The organism is Burkholderia sp. SIMBA_051 (assembly GCF_046534915.1).
GTDB lineage: Bacteria > Pseudomonadota > Gammaproteobacteria > Burkholderiales > Burkholderiaceae > Burkholderia > Burkholderia ambifaria.
Genome location: NZ_JAWRXS010000001.1, coordinates 192979 through 211031, shown reverse-complemented (window position 1 = coordinate 211031; position 18053 = coordinate 192979). Strand labels below are relative to the sequence as shown.

Sequence of the window (18053 nt, the reverse complement as noted above, 5' to 3'; positions counted from 1 at the left end):
GCGTCGCGCGTTACGCGGCGATCGCTTCTTCGGCCTGGGGCGTGTCGGCCGTGGCCGGCGTCGCATCCTGCCGGATCAGGTGGTCGAACGCGCCGAGCGACGCCTTCGCGCCTTCGCCGACCGCGATCACGATCTGCTTGAACGGCACCGTCGTCACGTCGCCGGCCGCGAACACGCCGGGCACCGACGTCGCGCCGCGTGCATCGACGACGATCTCGCCGTGCTTCGACAGTTCGATCGTGCCCTTCAGCCATTCGGTGTTCGGCACGAGGCCGATCTGCACGAACACGCCTTCGAGATCGACGCGCTTCGCTTCACCCGAACGCAAATCCTTGTAGACGAGCCCGTTCAGCTTGCTGCCGTCGCCGGTCAGCTCGGTCGTCTGCGCCTGCGTGACGATCGTCACGTTCGGCAGGCTGCGCAGCTTGCGCTGCAGCACCTCGTCCGCGCGCAGTTGCGCGCCGTATTCGATCAGCGTGACTTCCTTCACGATGCCGGCCAGGTCGATCGCGGCCTCGACGCCCGAGTTGCCGCCGCCGACCACCGCGACGCGCTTGCCCTTGAACAGCGGGCCGTCGCAGTGCGGGCAGTACGCGACACCGCGGTTGCGGTATTCGCGCTCGCCCGGCACGTTGATTTCGCGCCAGCGCGCGCCGGTTGCCAGGATGATCGTCTTCGCCTTCAGCACCGCGCCGTTCGCGAGGCGGATCTGGTGCACGTCGCCCGGAATCAGCGCGTCGGCGCGCTGCACGTCCATGATGTCGACGTCGTACTGCTTCACGTGCTGCTCGAGCGCGGTGGCGAATTTCGGCCCTTCGGTTTCCTGCACCGACACGAAGTTCTCGATCGCCATGGTGTCGAGCACCTGGCCGCCGAAACGCTCGGCGACGACGCCCGTCGCGATGCCCTTGCGCGCCGAGTAGATCGCGGCGGCCGCACCGGCCGGGCCGCCGCCGACAATCAGCGTGTCGAACACCGGCTTGTTCTCGAGCGACTTCGCGGCGCGGGCGCTGGCGCCCGTGTCGAGCTTCGCGAGGATTTCCTTCACGCTGCTGCGGCCCTGGCCGAACGATTCGCCGTTCAGGAACATCGTCGGCACGGCCATGATCTGGCGCGCTTCGACTTCGTTCTGGAACAGCGCGCCGTCGATCGCGACGTGGCGGATGCGCGGGTTGATCAGCGACATCACGTTCAGCGCCTGCACGACTTCCGGGCAGTTCTGGCACGACAGCGAGAAATACGTTTCGAACGCGTAGTCGCCGTCGAGCGCGCGGATCTGTTCGATCACGTCGTCGTCGAGCTTGATCGGATGGCCGCCCGTCTGCAGCAGCGCGAGCACGAGCGACGTGAATTCATGGCCCATCGGGATGCCGGCGAAGCGGATGCCCGCCGGCTTGCCGGGTTCGCCGATCGAGAACGACGGCTTGCGCTCGGCGTCGTCGCGGCGTTCGGTCACGGTGACGCGCGACGTCAGCGACCCAATCTCGTTGAGCAGCGCAAGCAGTTCCTGCGACTTCGCGCTGTCGTCGAGCGACGCGACGAGTTCGATCGGGCGCGTGATCTTTTCGAGGTACGCTTTCAGTTGATTCTTGAGATTGGCGTCGAGCATGGCGTTTCGGATTCCGTATTGATAATTCTGGTCGGGCACGTCGTGCCGGAGGAGGGTGCGGGCCGCACGGGGCGGCCCGCGGCGCGTCGCTCGCGCGCCTCGGGCGAGGCGCGCGCAGCGAGCGTCAGATCTTGCCGATCAGGTCGAGCGACGGGGTCAACGTTTCCGCACCCGGCGTCCACTTGGCCGGGCACACTTCACCCGGGTGCGCCGCGATGTATTGCGCGGCCTGCACCTTGCGCAGCAGTTCGCCTGCGTCGCGGCCGATGCCGTTGTCGTGGATTTCGCACAGCTTGATCTCGCCTTCCGGGTTGATCACGAACGTGCCACGCAGCGCCATCCCTTCTTCCTCGATCAGCACGTCGAAGTTGCGCGACAGCGTGAGCGTCGGGTCGCCGATCATCGGGTACTTGATCTTGCCGATCGTGTCCGACGTGTCGTGCCATGCCTTGTGCGTGAAGTGCGTATCGGTCGACACGCCGTAGATTTCGACACCCAGCTTCTGGAATTCCGCGTAGCGGTCGGCGAGGTCGCCCAGCTCGGTCGGGCAGACGAACGTGAAGTCGGCCGGGTAGAACACGACGACGGACCACTTGCCCTTGAAGTTCTCTTCGGTCACGGGCACGAATTCGCCGTTGTGGTATGCGGTTGCCTTGAACGGCTTGATTTGGGTGTTGATGATCGGCATCTTGCGAGTTCCTTTGGGGTGGTGTTGATGAAGTGTTCCCAGTATCCGGGTTGACCCCGAGTTTGTGAAATTGCTTGTTTCAATCCACGGCATCGGGAATTCCTATCTGCTTCCGGCCCCCGTTGCGGCGGGCCGTCCGGACGGCCCGTGACATCCGGGCCGGGCCTTCCGGCGGATTTCGGCCGGGCGGCGCTTCTGACACATTGGGCGGGCGGGAGCGTGCGGCGCCGAACCACGGCCATGCGCTTCGCGCCAGGGCCCGGCACCCGTTCGGCACGAACGGCTGCGCGGTCGTTCGACACTCGCCGTCAATCACCGCCATGAACCTCTTTTCCGGACGCGCCGCGCGCGTGCTGCTTGCGTGGTGCCGCGACATCTTCCTCGAGCGCCGATGCGTGCTTCGGCACGTGCGCGGCGCGGCGTGCGCATTCATCGCCGTGTCGTGCGGTGCGCCGGCGCTGGCCCTCGATGCAACCGCGCCGTTGGCGACGGCGACGGCCCCGACGGCCGCGACGGCCCCCACGGCCGCGCCCGCCACCACCGCCACCGCCACCGCCACCGTCACCGCCACCGGCCTCGTGCCGCTACCCGACGGCCGGCTGCTCGCGCCAGAGTTCGCGCGCATCGTCACGCGCGGCACGCTCGTCGTCGCGGTGCTCGGTGTCGACCAGCCGCCGTTCTTCCAGTCGCGCAACGGCGCGTTGGCGGGCGTCGACATCGACCTCGCCGACGAACTCGCGAAAAAGCTCGGCGTGGCCGTGCAGTTCGACCGCGACGCGCGCACCTTCGACGACGTCGTTCACCTGCTCGCGACCGGGCAGGCCGACGTCGCGATCAGCAAGCTGTCGCGCACGTTGCCGCGGGCGCAGGTGGTCAGCTTCAGCACGCCGTACATCAGCCTGCGGCGCGCGCTGCTAATCAACCGCGTCAGCTTCGCGGAACTCGCGAAAGGGCGGCCGCTGCCGGAAGTCGTGCGCGACTACCGCGGCACGATCGGCGTCGTCGCGCGCTCGGCGTACGCCGAATACGTGCGCAACGACTTCCCGGCCGCGCAGGTGCGCACCTATCCGAGCTGGCCGGCGACGCTCGACGCGCTGAACGCCGGGGCGGTCACGGCCGTGTATCGCGACGAGCTCGCGATCAAGCTCGTGATGCAGGACGACCCGAGCGCACCGATCCGGCTGCGCGTCGCGACCTTCGACGACCTGACCGACGCGCTCGCCGTCGGCGTGCCGGTGTCCGCGCCGACGCTGCTCGCGTTCGTCAACCAGTTCCTGGCCGAGCGCAACAAGCGGCTCGACGTGAAATCCCTGCTCGATGCGATGGGCCACTGAAATGAACATGAACGACACCCGCAGAATCAAGCCCCGCATCGAGCGGCTGCATGCGTTCGCGATCCATCCGTTGACGGTGTTCGGCAGCCTCGCGCTCGGGATCGTGGCGGGCATGCTGTGGCCGGCCGCCGCGCCGCAGTTCGACTACGTGGGCGAGGTGTACGTCGGCCTGCTCAAGATGACGGCGCTGCCGTTCATGACGGCCGCCGTGATCTTCAGCCTGCAGCGGTTGCTGCGCGAGGGCAGCGCATCGGATCTCGTGATGCGCGTGATCGCGATCTTCGGCTGCGTGTCGGTGTTCGTCGTGGTGGTCGGCGCGGTCGTGCTGGTCGCGATGCGCCCGGGCGAGCATCTGTCGAACGCGACGCTGAAGGCGTTCGGCGCGCTGGTCGGCAGCGACGGCGCGGCGAGCGACACCGTGATGACGCTGTACGGCACCGATCCCGCGGAGAAGTCGTCGGGCCTCGCCGACATGCTGATCGCGCTGGTGCCGGGCAACTTCTTCGCGGCGCTCGCGAGCGGCGACACGCTGAAGGCGCTGGTGTTCTCGCTGTTCTTCGGCTTCGCGTCGGGGCGCGTGCCGGCGACCATCTCGGCGGCGCTGAGCCAGACGCTGGAGACCGTCTATTTCACGTGCCAGAAGATCATGCACTGGCTCGCGTATCCGACGCCGATCGTGCTGTTCTGCGGCGGCGCCGCGCAGATCGGCACGTCCGGGTTCGGGCCGCTCGAGGCGATGTTCCGCTTCGTCATGGCGTTCGTGGTCGTCACCGTCGTGCTGATCGCGGCGGCGATCGCCGTGATCTGGAAGCGCTCGGGCGCGACGCTGGCCGACACGCTGGGCGGCTTGCGCACGCCGTTCGCGATGGCGCTCGCCACGCGCAGCAGCGTGGCCTGCATGCCGAGCATGATCGAGTGCCTGGCCGACGGCTTCGGCTTTGCGCGCGCGCGCGTCGAGCTGGTCGTGCCGCTCGCCGTGTCGTTGCTGCGCGTCGGGCCGATGGTCTATTACGCGAGCGCGACGCTGTTCGTCGCGCAACTCTACGAACGCTCGCTCGGCCCCGGCGAGCTGTGCGTCGTGCTGGTCGCGTCGGTGCTGGCCGGATTCGCGTCGACGGGCACGTCGGGGGTCGTGACGGTGTCGCTCGCCGGCATGGTCTGCGCGGCGCTGCACCTGCCGTTCGAGGCCGCGTTCGTGCTGTTCGCGGCGGTCGATCCGTTCTGCGAGATATTGCGCACGCTGTTGCTGGTGATCGGCAACTCGGCCGTCGTATCCGCGATCTGCGCGCGGCCGCCGCGCGCGTGAAGGAGACATCATGGCGCTTGTCGGGGTATTGGGCGGAATGGGGCCGCTGGCCACGGTCGACTTCATGCATCGTGTGATTCGCCTGACGCGCGCGCGCTGCGACCAGGAGCACCTGCCGATGATCGTCGCGAACCTGACGCGGACGCCCGATCGCTCGCGCGCGATCCTCGACGGCGGGGCCGATCCGCTGCCGGCGCTGCTCGACGGCGTCGCGCTGCTGAACCGCTGCAGTGTCGACGTGATCGCGATCCCGTGCAATTCGGCGCATCACTGGTATGCGCCGCTGCGCGAGTGCAGCGCGGCGCCGGTGCTGCATATCGTCGATGCGTCGGTGGCCGCGGTGCCGGCCGGCGTGCGGCGCGTCGCGGTGCTCGCCACGGGCGGCACGCTGGTGTCGGGCTTCTACCAGGCGGCGCTGCGTGCGCGCGGCTTCGAGCCGGTGATGCCGGCCGTGGCCGCGCAGCGCGATATCGCCGCATGCATCGCGGCCGTCAAGGCGGGGAAGATCGATGCGTCGGTGCGGCGCCTGTCGCGCGCGCTCGCGACCCTCGCGCGACGGGACGTGGGCGTCGCGGTGATGGGCTGCACGGAAATTCCGATCGCCGCGCGTGCATTGCGCGATGCGCCGTTCGCGTTGATCGACAGCACGCAGGAGCTGGCGCGGGCGACGGTCGCTTATGCGGCCGAGCGCGGCTGGGGGCGGGCAGTGTGACGCGCGGCTCTCCGGCATGCATGACGGACGCCGCTCGCGCAGGCCACGCGTGCGCCGCCGCTCGGCCGGCAGGCGGTGGACCGGCCGCTCAGGCGGCGATCTTCCTCAGCCAGTCGGCAAGCCGTCTCGCGCCGTCCGGCATGTCCGCATCCTCGCGCGTGCACAGGTAGTAGTCGCGCCCGTCGTCGAGCGCGTGGTCGAACAGTTGCACGAGTTCGCCGCTCGCCAGTTCGCGCTCGACCAGCGGCGCGCGCAGCAGCGCCGCGCCGAGATCCGCGCGCGCCGCGCTCAGCGTCAGTTGCCCGTCCTCGAACATCGGCCCCACCGCATGCGACACGTGCCGCACGCCGGCGCCCTGCAGCCAGTTGACCCAGGTGCTGCGATCCTCGTCGTGCACGAGCGGCGCCCGCGCGAGATCGGCCGGCGTGCGGAACGGCCCGTGGCGCTTCAGGAACGACGGGCTGCACATCGGCACCATCGCGCCCGGCAGCAGCCGCTCGCAGCGGTAGCCGGGCCAGTCGCCGGTGCCGAAGCGGATCGACAGGTCCGACGCGTCGCTTCGGTAGTTGCGGTGATGGGCGTACAGCACGGTCACGTCGACGTCGGTGTTGTCGGCGAGGAACGCGTGCAGCCGCGGAATGAACCAGCCGATGCCGAGCAGCGGAATCAGGCTGATCGTGATCTGCCGCAGCGACGAGCGGTCGCGCACGAAGCGCGTCGCGCTGCGCAGCACCGAGAACGCGGCGCTGATCGAGCGGTAATAGTCGCGCCCTTCGTCGGTGAGCGCGAGCAGCCGGCCTTCGCGCACGGTCAGCGGCGTCTGGATGAACGCTTCGAGCAGTTGCAGCTGATGGCTGACCGCGGACGGCGTGATGTCGAGCTCGTGCGCGGCAGCGGTGACCGAGCCGAGACGCGCGAATGCCTCGAACGCGCGGACGGCGCGCAGCGGCGGATCATGCGGCAATTGTTCGATATTTTTCATGTGTAGAATTTTATCGAAAAATCAGGGTAAGCGACAATCTTAAAATACGCTGTATTTACAGGTGTTTACGCTATTGTGTCGGGAATGGCATAAGCATCCAACAATTGAGTATTTGGGGTGTGGATGTCAAATCTTTAATATTTTTCATGTTTTGATTCGAATCACTGGTCCCCGCACATGAAAATCGCCTTTCTTCCCGCCCGTCTCGCCTTCTCCGCGGCCGCGCTGATCGCGGCCGTTCCCGCCTTCGCGCAACCCGCGCCGCAGACGATCCTGATCGGCCTCGCCGCGCCGCTCACCGGCCCGTCCGCGCGCATCGGCAAGGACTTGCAGAACGGCGCGCAACTCGCGATCGACGACGCGAACGCGAAACATCCGAGCATCGGCGGCAAGCCGGTCGTCTACAAGCTCGTTGCGGCCGACGATCAATCCGACCCGCGCACGGCCGTCGCGGTCGCGCAGCAGCTGGTCGACCAGCACGTGATCGGCGTCGTCGGTCACTGGAACACGGGCTGCAGCGTGCCGGCGTCGCGCGTCTATCGCGATGCGGGCATTGCGCAGATCGCGCCGGCCTCCACCGGGCACCAGTACACGCAGCAAGGCTATGCGACGGCGTTCCGCATCATGGGTCACGACGATGCGGGCGGCAATTTCACCGGCGCCTATGCGGTGAAGACCCTGAAGGCGAAGCGCATCGCGGTGATCGACGATCGCACGTCGTTCGGCGCGGGGCTGGCCGACCAGTTCATCAAGGGCGTGCAGGCGAACGGCGGCACGATCGTCGATCGCCAGTACGTGAACGACAAGACGACCGACTTCAGCGGCGTGCTGACCGCGATCAAGGGCAAGCGCGCGGATCTCGTGTTCTTCGGCGGCCTCGACGCGCAGGCCGCGCCGATCGCGCGCCGGATGCGCCAGCTCGGCGTGAACGCGCCGCTGCTCGGCGCCGGCGGTTTCGTGAGCCAGACCTTCCTGTCGCTCGCGGGCAAGGACGGCGAAGGCGTGACGGCGCTGGAGCCGGGCCTGCCGCTCGACCGGATGCCGGGCGGCAAGGCGTTTGACGCGCAATATCGCGCACGCTGGCACGCGCCGATCGAGCTGCACGCGCCGTTCGCGTACGACGCGGCCGCCACGCTGATCGCGGCCACCCAGAAGGCCGGCACGACGCAACCCGCGAAGGTGGTCGCGGCCGTGCGCGCGATCGACCGGCCCGGCGTGACTGGCCGGGTCGCGTTCGATCAGCAAGGCAACCTGAAGGACCCGGCGTTCACGATCTACCAGGTACGCGGCGGCAAGTGGACCGTCGTCGACGTGCTCGGCGGCGCGCGCCCCGCAACGAAATAACGACGGAGACGTTTCCCATGACCGACACGACCCAAGCAGCCGCGGCGGCACCCGAGGACACGCGCCTCGGCATCCTCGCGCGGCGCCGCATCGAAGCGGAAATCATCAAGCCGATCTACGAGATCATGAAGCGCGAATTCGGTACCGAGCGCGCGCAGGCCGTGATCGCGGAAGCCGTGCGCGGCGCGGCCGTCGACGCGGGCCGCACGTTCGCCGCGCAGGAGCCCGACGGCACGAGCGTGCAGTCGTTCATCGCGCTGCAGGTGCTGTGGGAGAAGGACGATGCGCTCGACGTCGAGGTGCGCCGCGCGGACGACGCGCACTACGACTACGACGTGCATCGCTGCAGCTACGCGGAGATGTATCACGCGATGGGCCTCGGCGAGATCGGCCACTTGCTGAGCTGCGCGCGCGACAGCTACTTCATCGAGGGTTACGACCCGCGCATCGCGCTCACGCGCACGAGCACGATCATGCAGGGCGGCAAGCGCTGCGATTTCCGCTATGCGCTGCAGGCCGCGCCGCGCGACGACGCAACGGAGGCCGGCAATGCGTGACGAACTCGCACGCGCACCGCGGGTCGACGGCGCGCGGCTGTGGGCATCGCTCGAACGGATGGCGCAGATCGGCGCGACGCCGAAGGGCGGCGTCTGCCGCCTCGCGCTGACCGATCTCGACCGCGAGTCGCGCGACCTGTTCGTGGAGTGGGCGCGCGACGCCGGCTGCACGGTGCGGGTGGACCGGATGGGCAACGTGTTCGCGCGACGCGCGGGCCGCAATCCCGACGCCGCGCCGGTGATGACGGGCTCGCACGCCGATTCGCAGCCGACCGGCGGCCGCTACGACGGCATCTACGGCGTGCTCGGCGGCCTCGAGGTCGTGCGCGCGCTGAACGATGCGGGCATCGAGACCGAGCGCCCGATCGACGTCGTGATCTGGACCAACGAGGAAGGCTCGCGCTTCGCGCCGGCGATGATCTCGGCCGGCGTGTTCTCGGGCGTCTATCCGCTCGAATACGGGCTGTCGCGCACCGACGGCGCCGGCAAGACGATCGGCGAGGAACTCGCGCGGATCGGCTATGCGGGCACCGAGCCCGTCGGCGGCTATCCGGTGCATGCCGCGTACGAACTGCATATCGAACAGGGCGCGATTCTCGAGCGCGCGGGCAAGACGATCGGCGTCGTGACGGCCGGGCAGGGACAGCGCTGGTACGAGGTGACGCTGACGGGCGTCGACGCGCACGCGGGCACGACGCCGATGGAATTCCGGCGCGACACGCTGGTGGGCGCCGCGCGGATGATCGCATTCGTCGATGCGCTCGGCCGTCGCCATGCGCCGCACGCGCGCGCGACGGTCGGGATGATCGAAGCGCGGCCGAATTCGCGCAACACGGTGCCGGGCAACTGCTTCTTCACGGTCGAGTTTCGTCATCCCGACGATGCGGTGCTCGACGAGCTCGATGCGGCGCTGCGTGCGGAACTGGCACGCGTGGCAGCCGACGCCGGCCTCGGCGCGCGGATCGAGCAGATCTTCACGTATCCGCCGGTGCCGTTCGCGCCGCGCTGCATCGATGCGGTGCGCGACGCGGCGCAGGCGCTCGGGCTGTCGCACATGGACATCGTGTCCGGCGCGGGCCACGACGCGTGCTATGTCGCGCGCGTCGCGCCGACCGGCATGATCTTCGTGCCGTGCGTCGACGGGCTGAGCCACAACGAGGCCGAGGCGATCACGCCGGAATGGTCGACGGCGGGGGCCGACGTGCTGCTGCGCGCGGTGCTGCACAGCGCGCAGGAAGCGGGCGCTTGACCGGCGCGGCTTACTTGCCGGCCTTGCGCCGCGCGATGTACGCGAGGTAGGCGACGATCTGGTCGAGTTCCCGGTCGCTCAGTTGCTCGGGCGGGAACGCCGGCATCACGCGGCCCGGCCAGTCGCGCACCGATGCCGGGTTGCGGATGTAGCGGCGCAGCGCGGCCGGCTGGAAGTAGTCGACCGGATTCATCGGCGCGTTCAGGTCGGGGCCGGCATGGCTGCTGCCCGCGCCGTCGAGGCGGTGGCACGCGAGGCATTGCGTGACGAACAGCCGCTGGCCCGCGCGGGCCGGATCGTTTGCCGGCAGCGCCGAATCGACGGCGAGCGACGGCCAGCGCGCGAGCGGCGACGATTCGACCGTGATACGCACGATCTGATACGGCCACTGCTCGCCGCGCACCGACGACGCGTCCGGCCCGAGCCACACGAGATAGAATGGCCCCGCGCTGACCTGCTTGCCCGGCAGCTTCGGCCACGGGTGCGCGGGATCCTCGATCGCGAGCCACGCGACGGCGCCGGCCGGCGCACGGCGGCGCGCAAGATCCAGCGGCAATTGCGCGGCGAAACCATCGGCCGCGCGCGTTTCGAGCACGCCGTCGGCGGCTGGCGGCGTGTCGCCGAGCAGCGCGGCGAACGGCACCGCGCGGAACGTCATCGGCCGGCCGTACGCAATGTCGCGCGGCACGTGGATGTCCGTCGCGTCGGCGCGCGCGAGCAGCGCCTCGCGCGTCAGGACGCGCGGCGTGCCGTCGGTGTCGAGTTCGAGCGCGCCCTGCGCGGACGCGCGCGTGGCGATCAGGCACACCATCAGCAGCAACAGCGAAAACCACCGGCGCTTCAGCATTCGTACTCCGTGGAAGGGGCGTTGCGGCGGCGGCGGAAGAGGCGAGCGCCGCGGCCGATGGAAGGAATCGGGCGACAGTCTATCCGGTAAGGGCGGCGCTGGCGACTGCGGCGCGACAGCCGAGGGGCGGGAATCGGACCTGTCGACGGCAGCGTGTCCGGCTACCCGATCGCCGGATGCATGCGCAGGGATCGCGCCGCGCGATTCGCGCAGCGGTGCATCGGGCCGACGTGCCGCAGCACGCGCATCATTACGCGACCAACGGTGTGCCGACGACGCACAAGGAAGCGGCCGACTCAAAAGGCATCGGTGGTTCGCGTCGATCCGGACGATCGACGCACATCGTTGTCAATGCGTCGGACACTGCACGTCGGCCTTCGGCAACGGCGTGTCCCGCGCCGAGTCGAAATCGGCTTCGCGCGCACCGGATGGTGTCAGCGACACGAAATGCATCGCCCCGCCGCGTGCGGGGAACCCGGCGATGCCGGTCGAGCCCCACGGAATCGGCGAACGCTGTACGCCGCTCACCGACATGCCCGTTGCCGAAAGCGCCAGCGTCAGTAGCCGCCCGTCGCGGGTCGGCACGTACGCATGCGTGCCGTCGACGCCGATCCCGGATTCCCGCACCGACGCCGGCAGGCAGTCGAGCGTGGCGACGCGACGGCCGTCCGGGTCGATCAGCATCGCGACGCCGCGATTGTCCGCAGTGGTCGTGACGACGACGAAGCGGTCGACCGCCGGCACGTAGGCCGACGAATACACGTAGTACTGAATCGCGTCGTTCAGCGCCCCGAGCTTGTCGAGCTTGGCCGTGACGGGGTCGAACATCGCGTATTCGAGCGTCGCGTCCGTGCTGCCTTCGATGTATTTCTGCCAGAGCAGCAGCGCGCGGCGCGGCGAACCCGCGACCATGGGCCACCACTCGCGACGGCGCGGCGCGACCGGCACATGGTTCAGCACGTGGCCTTCGGCATCGTAGGTTTTCACGTAGACGCCGTTGCCGGTGCCGAGATTGTCGACGCCGCCGCCGTCGATCCAGTCGGCGGAATAGAACACGACGAAGCGTTCGCCCACCGCGGCGACGTGCCCCGAATGGCCGCCCGCTTCGACGTCGTTCGGGTAGGGCTTGACCGGCTTCAGGTCGCGCCGGTAGATGCCGTATCGCTGGCTGACCGTGTCCGGCGTGTCCCAGCCGTCCTCGAACGTGACGAAGATGTCGCCGCGCGGGTTCTGCGCGATCGACACCGGTTCCTGCGCCTCCGGGCGGCTGATGAACGTATGGACGCGCAGCAGGCCCGGCTTGCCCGGCAGCCATTCGCCGACATACACGTCATGCGGCCAGTTGCCGTTGCGCAGCGCGCCGCGCGGCGCGATGCCCGAGCTGCTGAAGAACACCCAGCGTCGGCCGTCGCCGGCGTCGGCCACGCCGATCCCGTGCATGAAGCGCCGCGCGTCGCCGCGTTCCTGCGGCGACGTGGGTTCCTGCACGGTGACTGTATGCACGACCGGTGCGCCCGCGCACGTGTACGACGGCGCGGCGGCGGCAACGCACGCGCCGCACAGAATGGCCGCGACGCGCCACGCGGCGGCACGTCGGGCCGCGCGTGCGCGTAGCGCGAACGCGTGCGCCAGGTCGTGCCGCTCCGTCATTCGACGGTGACCGATTTCGCGAGGTTGCGCGGCTTGTCGACGTCGGCGCCGCGCGCGCAGCCGACGTGATACGCGAGCAGCTGCAACGGAATCACGTTGACGATCGGCGACAGCGCATCGCCCGATTCGCGCACGCGGATCAGGTGCGTATCACGATCGGCCTCGATCTCGAGCTGATGCCCCGCGAGCACGTACAGCCGTCCGCCGCGGGCGCGCACTTCGGCCATGTTGGACTTCAGCTTCTGGAACAGGCGGTCGTCCGGCGCGATCGTGACGACCGGCATCGCGCTCGTGACGAGCGCGAGCGGGCCATGCTTCAGTTCGCCGGCCGGATAGCCTTCCGCATGGATGTACGACACTTCCTTGAGCTTCAGCGCGCCTTCCAGCGCGATCGGATAGTGAATGCCGCGCCCGAGGAACAGCGCGTTCTCGGTGCGCGCGAACTTCGCGGCCCAGCCCATGATCTGCGTTTCCAGCGCGAGTGCGTGGGCGATGCGCTCCGGCAGTTCGTGCAGCTTCTTCAGGTGCATCGCGACCTGCGCGGCGTCGAGCCGGCCGCGCTGCTGCGCGAGCGTCAGCGTCAGCAGGAACAGCGCGACGAGCTGCGTCGTGAACGCCTTGGTCGACGCGACGCCGAGTTCGATGCCGGCACGCGTCAGGAAGCAGAGCGGCGCGCTGCGCGCGATCGAGCTGGTCGCCACGTTGCAGATCGCCATCGACATGTCCTGGCCCATCTCTCTCGCGCGCTCGAGCGCGCCGATCGTGTCGGCGGTCTCGCCGGACTGCGAGATGCCGACGACCAGCGTCCGTGGATCGGGCACGGTATCGCGATAGCGGTATTCGCTCGCGATCTCGACCTGGGCCGGGATGCCCGCGATGCCCTCGAGCCAGTATTTCGCGGTCAGGCCCGCGTAGTAGCTGGTACCGCAGCCGAGCAGCAGCACGCTGCGGGTCTTCGACAACAACGCGCGCGCGCTTGCTTCGCCGCCGAACAGCGCGGGCGAGATCGTGTCGATGCCGTCGATCGTGCTGGCGATCGCCTTCGGCTGCTCGAAGATCTCCTTCTGCATGAAGTGCTGATAGGGCCCAAGCGCGGCGTCGTCGTCGCGCGCCTTGACCTCGCACAGCGGACGCCTGGCTTCGCACCCGACCGAATCGACGACGTCGATGCGATCCGGCGTGATCAGCGCGACGTCGCCGTCTTCGAGGTAGACGAAGCGGTCGGTCAGGTCGCCGAGCGCCGCGCAGTCGGACGCCAGATAGTTCTGGTCCGCGCCGATGCCGATCACGAGCGGCGAGCCGGCGCGCGCGGCGACGAGCCGCTGCGGTTCGCGCGCGCTCAGCACGGCGATCGCATACGCGCCGTGCAGCCGCTTGACCGCGCGGATCACGGCATCGAACAGGTTGTCGCGATAGACGCTGTGGATCAGGTGCGCGATCACCTCCGTGTCGGTTTCGCCGCGAAACGTATAGCCGCGCTGCCGCAGTTCGGCGCGCAGCGCGTCATGGTTTTCGATGATCCCGTTGTGCACGACCGCGATCGTGTCGCCCGACATGATCGGATGCGCGTTGACTTCCGACGGCGCGCCGTGTGTCGCCCAGCGCGTGTGCGCGATGCAGGTCTGCGCTTCGAGACCGAGCGTCAGCACGCGGTGCTGCAGGTCGGCCACGCGCCGCAGCGTGCGTTCGCTGCGCAGGTGGCCGTCGCGCAGCACGGCGATGCCGCACGAATCGTAGCCGCGATATTCGAGCCGGCTCAGCGCATTGACCAGTTGCGGCACCTGATTCTTCAGGCCGCTTGCTCCGACGATTCCGCACATGATTCACCTCGTCTAACAGGGAAGTTGCTGGCTGGCGCGCGCGACGCGCGGCAGCACGCTATCAGGAGCGGTGTCGCGCCCCGCGGCATGCGTCGCGCGCGGCGCGGCACGTCTGCCCGGACCTATTCGCGCGGTTGGGCCCCTGCATGCGCGACCCATTCGATGCCCGAGATCGACCCGTTCGCGTCGTGCGACGCGACGAGAATGCGCGTCGTGCGTCGTGCGCCGCGCCGGCGGGCGCCCGCGAACGCGGTCGGCGCGACCGAGCGCACCTTCACGCTGGCCGAGCGCCGCAGCATCTTCGACACGCGCCACCGGTACGCGAGCGGATGCACGACGCGCCCCGCGATCAGCCACATGACGATCGTGCCGGCGATCAGCGCGATGCTCGTCACGTAGAACACGATCTGTTCGATCGGCATCTCGGCCTCGTTGAACGGCAACAGGTAGCGGTAGGTATAGATGCAGATCGATGCCCAGACCCCACCGACCAGCGCGGGCCGCATCAGGCGGAACCACGCGACGAGCACGGGTCCGACGATGCCGCCGCGCTCGGCGATCAGTTCGCGCGGGGCGCGCAGGGAAAGGTCAATAATCGGCGCGTTCTTCATGTTGAATGCCTCGGTCGGGACTGACCCAAACGGCGCGCTTGCCGCGGCCCCGCAAGACGACGGCGGGCAGGGCGACGACGGTGGTGATCATGCTGATCAACCAGAACGCGACGGGGTACCAGATGGTGTCAAGGAAGTACATCAGGAGTTTTTCGTCGTAACGACGATCGATCATGCTGCCGATGATCAGCTGCAGGATGCAGGTCGCCACCAGCAGCATCCCGTGCCAGTGCGGCACCACGGATACATGCCAGCTCGGCGGAAGCGGATAGACGACGTTGATCAGCGCGAGCAGCAGGATGAACGACATCGAGTACGCCCACGCGATGCCGATCAGGTACTCGATGAACAGCGGCCACATCATCATTTGCGTCGGCCGCGCGAGCGTGCCCGCGTACTTCATCAGCACCTGGATGCCGCCCTTCGCCCAGCGCAGCCGCTGACGGTAGAGCCCCCTGACCGTCTCGGGCATCAGGATCCAGCTGAGCGCGTGCGGCTCGTACACGACGCGCCAGTCGCGGCATTGCAGCTTCCAGCTGATGTCGATGTCCTCGGTCAGCATGTCCGAGCTCCAGTAGCCGACATCGGCGAGCGCGGTCTTGCGGAACATCGTGATCACGCCCGACACCGTGAAGATGCGGCCGTACACCTGCTGCGTGCGCTTGATCAGCCCGACGATCGACGAGAATTCGCCGACCTGCATGCGCCCGAGCAGCGACGTGCGCGTGCGGATGCGCGGGTTGCCGGTGACCGCGCCGACGCCCGGATCGGTCAGGAAATGCTCGAGCATCCAGCCGATCGCGTCGTGCGCGAGCAGCGCGTCGCCGTCGATGCAGAGCAGGTATTCGGCGTTCGATACCGCGGCCGCGGTCGTGAGCCCGACCGCCTTGCCTTCATTGCGCGCGTGATGGATCACGAGCAGCCGCGGGATCTCGACGGCCAGCTCGTTGAGGATCTCGCCCGTGCGGTCCTGGCTGCCGTCGTTGACCGCGATGATGTCGTAGTTCGGGTAGTCCATCGCGTTCAGATGCCGGATCACGCTGCGCGCGTTCGCCGCTTCGTTGAAGCACGGCACGACGATCGAGATCTTCGGGATGCCGCTCGACGCGATCGTGCGCATCGACAGCTCGCGGCCCTCCTCGAGCAGGAAGTAGTGAACGACGCCGCCGATCATCCACAGATACGACATGAAGAACGGATAGTAGAAGACGAAGTCCTGCAGGCGCTGGATGATGCTGTGGGAGTTCATGGCGTCTTGGTTCCGGGCGTGTGCTGCATCTGCATCAGCGCGTTGATCGAGTTCTGGTCGAGGCGGGACTTCAACGACATCACGTCGCGCATCGCTTCGAGCTGCGGCTGGCCGTTCAGGAAGTTGTCGGGGTAGTAGCCGAAATTCACCGCGCCCTTGCTGCGCAGCCGCCGCATCTGCGCGAGCAGCGTGCCGGCCGGCACGGCCTTGTGCGCGCGCCAGTCGTACGACTGCAGTTCGAACACGGTGCGCTCCAGGCCGCGCTGCTTTGCACGAACGGCCTGCACGAGCTGGTCCAGCCAGCCTTCCGGATCCTTCGCCTGTTCCATGTACGGCATCGCCATCAGCGCGACGTAGTCGTAGGTCGCGAGGAAATCGTCGTAGTTCTGCGCGTACCACGCTTCCGATTCGGGCTTGAGCACCGGCATCGCGAAGATGTTGCGCGCGGTCAGCACGTCGCCCGCATTCTGGTGGGCGAGCACGATCTGCGAGAGCTGGCGGGTCAGGTCGACCAGGTAGCGCGACTTCTGGCGCGTCCAGCGCTTCATCAGGTCGGGGTTCTCGCGGATCTTGCCGATATCGGCCGGCAGCCCCCACTGCGAATAGGTGCGCAGCGCATGCTTGCCCGCATCCTCGTAGTCGTCGAGCACGGCATCGTCGCTGAACAGGATGCCGCTGAACGACGCGTGCTTGGTGAGATCCTCGTAGATCTGCTGGATCATCAGCCGCGCGTCAGGATCGAACGGGCTCAGCCGGAACACGCGCGTGCCGTTCTCGCGGGCCGGCGCGCCGCCGTAGGCGCTCACGGCCTCGATCCCGCGCTGCTTGTCGGCCGGCGGCCGGAACGCGAGCACCGGCATCCATGCGTACACCTGCACGTTGGCGCGCGTGTTGAGCTGCCACGCGGCGCGCGAGAACAGGTCGGCGCGCATCGGCAGGTGCCGGTTCGGGAAATACACCGCTTCGGCCACGCCCGTGCCTTTCGGATCCGCATACGCCTGCAGGTACACCGATTTCGGCTGCATCCGGTAGATGCGTTCGATCAGCTTGCCGAGATTCGCTTCCTGCCGCGCGGGATCCGGATCGTAGACCTGGTCGAGATCGACCTGCACGATGCGCTCGGGCACGTCGACGTCACCGCGGTTGGACGCCGGTTCGCGCATCGAGCGCTCGAACCCGCCGATGTCGACGTCATACATCATCAGGATCCGTCTCAACCGGTCCAGCGGCACGTCCGGCGTATTCGGACCGGCGTCGAGGCTGAACTGGATGTCCATGCCGAGCGACGTCGATATCTTGCGCACGGGCTGGTTTTCCGCGCCGTATGGCCACACCATCGAGCGTGCGACGATGCCGGTGTGTTCGCGGATCTGCCGCACGCAGGTCTGCAGGTCGTTGTGCACGCGCGCTTCGAATTCGGCGTCGGTTTCATAGCGCTTCTCGTTCTGCAGGTAGAGGTGCGAGGTGGTCGCCGGCAATTCGTTGCCTTGCGGATTCGCGATCGCGCCGTGATGGAGGTTGTGGGTGTGGCAGCCGAGCTCGACGAGGTGCGACTGGCCGAGCTTCTTCACCTCGTCCCACGACAGGAAGTAGTCGCGCGGCAACTGGACCTTGTCGCTGATGCGGATCGGCGTATCCGGCGGTGTATCGATCCACGCGGTGACGATGCCCATCACGGCCGGATACTTGAAGCGCTCGAGCAGCGGCAGCACCTTCGTGTAGTGGCTGCGAAAGCCGTCGTCGAACGTGAGCAGCACCGAGCGCGGCGGCAGCGGCTTGCCGCCGTGCCGCGACTCCTCGATCTGCTTGACCGTGATGGTGTGGTAGTTGTTGGTCTGCAGCCACGAGAAGATCGCGGTCAGCGTGCCGGTATCGACGGCGAACGGGTCGACCATCGCCGACGGGGAGGTGAACGACGCCATCAGGTTGTCACGCACGTCATGCAGGCAGATCACGCGAAACGTCTTGCCGTCGGCCGGATCGGACGGCGGCAGCAGGTCGATCATCTTGGCATTGGTCACGCCCGGGAACAGCGAACAGGCGGTAAAGGCGCCCATGCATCCGCACATGAAGGTCCGTCTGGATTGCATCGTAC

At 68.1% G+C, this 18053-nt stretch carries 15 protein-coding genes; 6 read left to right on the top strand and 9 right to left on the bottom strand.

All coding sequences use genetic code 11. The features are described from left to right. Positions 1-10: 10 nt before the first annotated feature. Positions 11-1609 carry an alkyl hydroperoxide reductase subunit F gene (gene ahpF / locus SB771_RS00890; protein WP_175659447.1) on the bottom strand — a complete coding sequence of 533 codons (1599 nt, stop codon included), beginning with the start codon at positions 1607-1609 and terminating at the stop codon, positions 11-13. 124 nt (positions 1610-1733) lie between these two features. After that, entirely contained in the window at positions 1734-2297 is a 564-nt protein-coding gene (ahpC, locus tag SB771_RS00885) for an alkyl hydroperoxide reductase subunit C (RefSeq protein WP_011658525.1), read from the bottom strand. A 320-nt stretch (positions 2298-2617) separates the two neighbouring features. Here ahpC and SB771_RS00880 point away from each other — a divergent pair, with 320 nt between their 5' ends. Genes SB771_RS00880 through SB771_RS00870 form a run of 3 tightly spaced genes read left to right on the top strand, consistent with a single transcriptional unit; the run spans position 2618 to position 5649 of the window. Further along, entirely contained in the window at positions 2618-3631 is a 1014-nt protein-coding gene (locus SB771_RS00880) for an ABC transporter substrate-binding protein (RefSeq protein WP_175659446.1), read from the top strand. Between the two features lies 1 nt (position 3632). Beyond that, the gene (locus SB771_RS00875; RefSeq protein ID WP_175659445.1) at positions 3633-4937 is read left to right on the top strand and encodes a dicarboxylate/amino acid:cation symporter; all 1305 of its coding nucleotides are present in this window, start codon (positions 3633-3635) and stop codon (positions 4935-4937) included. A 10-nt stretch (positions 4938-4947) separates the two neighbouring features. Further along, positions 4948-5649, top strand: a complete 702-nt coding sequence (locus tag SB771_RS00870; RefSeq protein ID WP_175659444.1) for an aspartate/glutamate racemase family protein — start codon at positions 4948-4950, stop codon at positions 5647-5649. A gap of 88 nt (positions 5650-5737) precedes the next feature. On the opposite strand, the gene SB771_RS00865 is transcribed toward SB771_RS00870, so the two are convergent. Continuing rightward, positions 5738-6631 (bottom strand): LysR substrate-binding domain-containing protein, encoded by an 894-nt coding sequence (locus SB771_RS00865; RefSeq protein WP_011658529.1) that lies wholly within the window; start codon positions 6629-6631, stop codon positions 5738-5740. Between the two features lie 177 nt (positions 6632-6808). Between SB771_RS00865 and SB771_RS00860 the strand changes: the two genes are divergently transcribed. From SB771_RS00860 to SB771_RS00850, 3 genes are read left to right on the top strand one after another with little or no spacing between them, the layout of a single operon-like run. Then, a complete protein-coding gene (locus tag SB771_RS00860) occupies positions 6809-7975 on the top strand; it encodes a branched-chain amino acid ABC transporter substrate-binding protein (RefSeq protein WP_175659443.1) in 1167 nt (388 codons plus the stop codon). Between the two features lie 17 nt (positions 7976-7992). Beyond that, positions 7993-8532 carry an L-2-amino-thiazoline-4-carboxylic acid hydrolase gene (locus SB771_RS00855; protein ID WP_105785281.1) on the top strand — a complete coding sequence of 180 codons (540 nt, stop codon included), beginning with the start codon at positions 7993-7995 and terminating at the stop codon, positions 8530-8532. Further along, positions 8525-9781, top strand: a complete 1257-nt coding sequence (locus tag SB771_RS00850; protein WP_175659442.1) for a Zn-dependent hydrolase — start codon at positions 8525-8527, stop codon at positions 9779-9781. The genes SB771_RS00855 and SB771_RS00850 overlap by 8 nt, the downstream gene beginning before the upstream one ends. Positions 9782-9791: 10 nt before the next feature. On the opposite strand, the gene SB771_RS00845 is transcribed toward SB771_RS00850, so the two are convergent. The 6 genes from SB771_RS00845 to pgaB all read right to left on the bottom strand — a co-directional run bounded on the left by SB771_RS00845 (position 9792) and on the right by pgaB (position 18048). Continuing rightward, positions 9792-10628, bottom strand: coding sequence for a c-type cytochrome (locus SB771_RS00845; RefSeq protein ID WP_175659441.1), 837 nt, complete (start codon positions 10626-10628; stop codon positions 9792-9794). A 348-nt stretch (positions 10629-10976) separates the two neighbouring features. Next, on the bottom strand, positions 10977-12278 hold the full coding sequence (locus SB771_RS00840) for a hypothetical protein (protein WP_175659440.1): 1302 nt from the start codon (positions 12276-12278) through the stop codon (positions 10977-10979). Further along, positions 12275-14098: a glutamine--fructose-6-phosphate transaminase (isomerizing) gene (gene glmS, locus SB771_RS00835; RefSeq protein WP_175659439.1), complete on the bottom strand. Its 1824-nt coding sequence runs from the start codon at positions 14096-14098 to the stop codon at positions 12275-12277. Before glmS ends, SB771_RS00840 begins: the two co-directional genes overlap by 4 nt. Before the next feature lie 122 nt (positions 14099-14220). Then, the gene (locus SB771_RS00830) at positions 14221-14709 is read right to left on the bottom strand and encodes a hypothetical protein (protein WP_011658536.1); all 489 of its coding nucleotides are present in this window, start codon (positions 14707-14709) and stop codon (positions 14221-14223) included. Next, the gene (gene pgaC, locus SB771_RS00825) at positions 14687-15958 is read right to left on the bottom strand and encodes a poly-beta-1,6-N-acetyl-D-glucosamine synthase (protein WP_175659438.1); all 1272 of its coding nucleotides are present in this window, start codon (positions 15956-15958) and stop codon (positions 14687-14689) included. Before pgaC ends, SB771_RS00830 begins: the two co-directional genes overlap by 23 nt. Next, a complete protein-coding gene (gene pgaB, locus SB771_RS00820) occupies positions 15955-18048 on the bottom strand; it encodes a poly-beta-1,6-N-acetyl-D-glucosamine N-deacetylase PgaB (protein ID WP_175659437.1) in 2094 nt (697 codons plus the stop codon). Before pgaB ends, pgaC begins: the two co-directional genes overlap by 4 nt. Between the last annotated feature and the right edge of the window lie 5 nt (positions 18049-18053).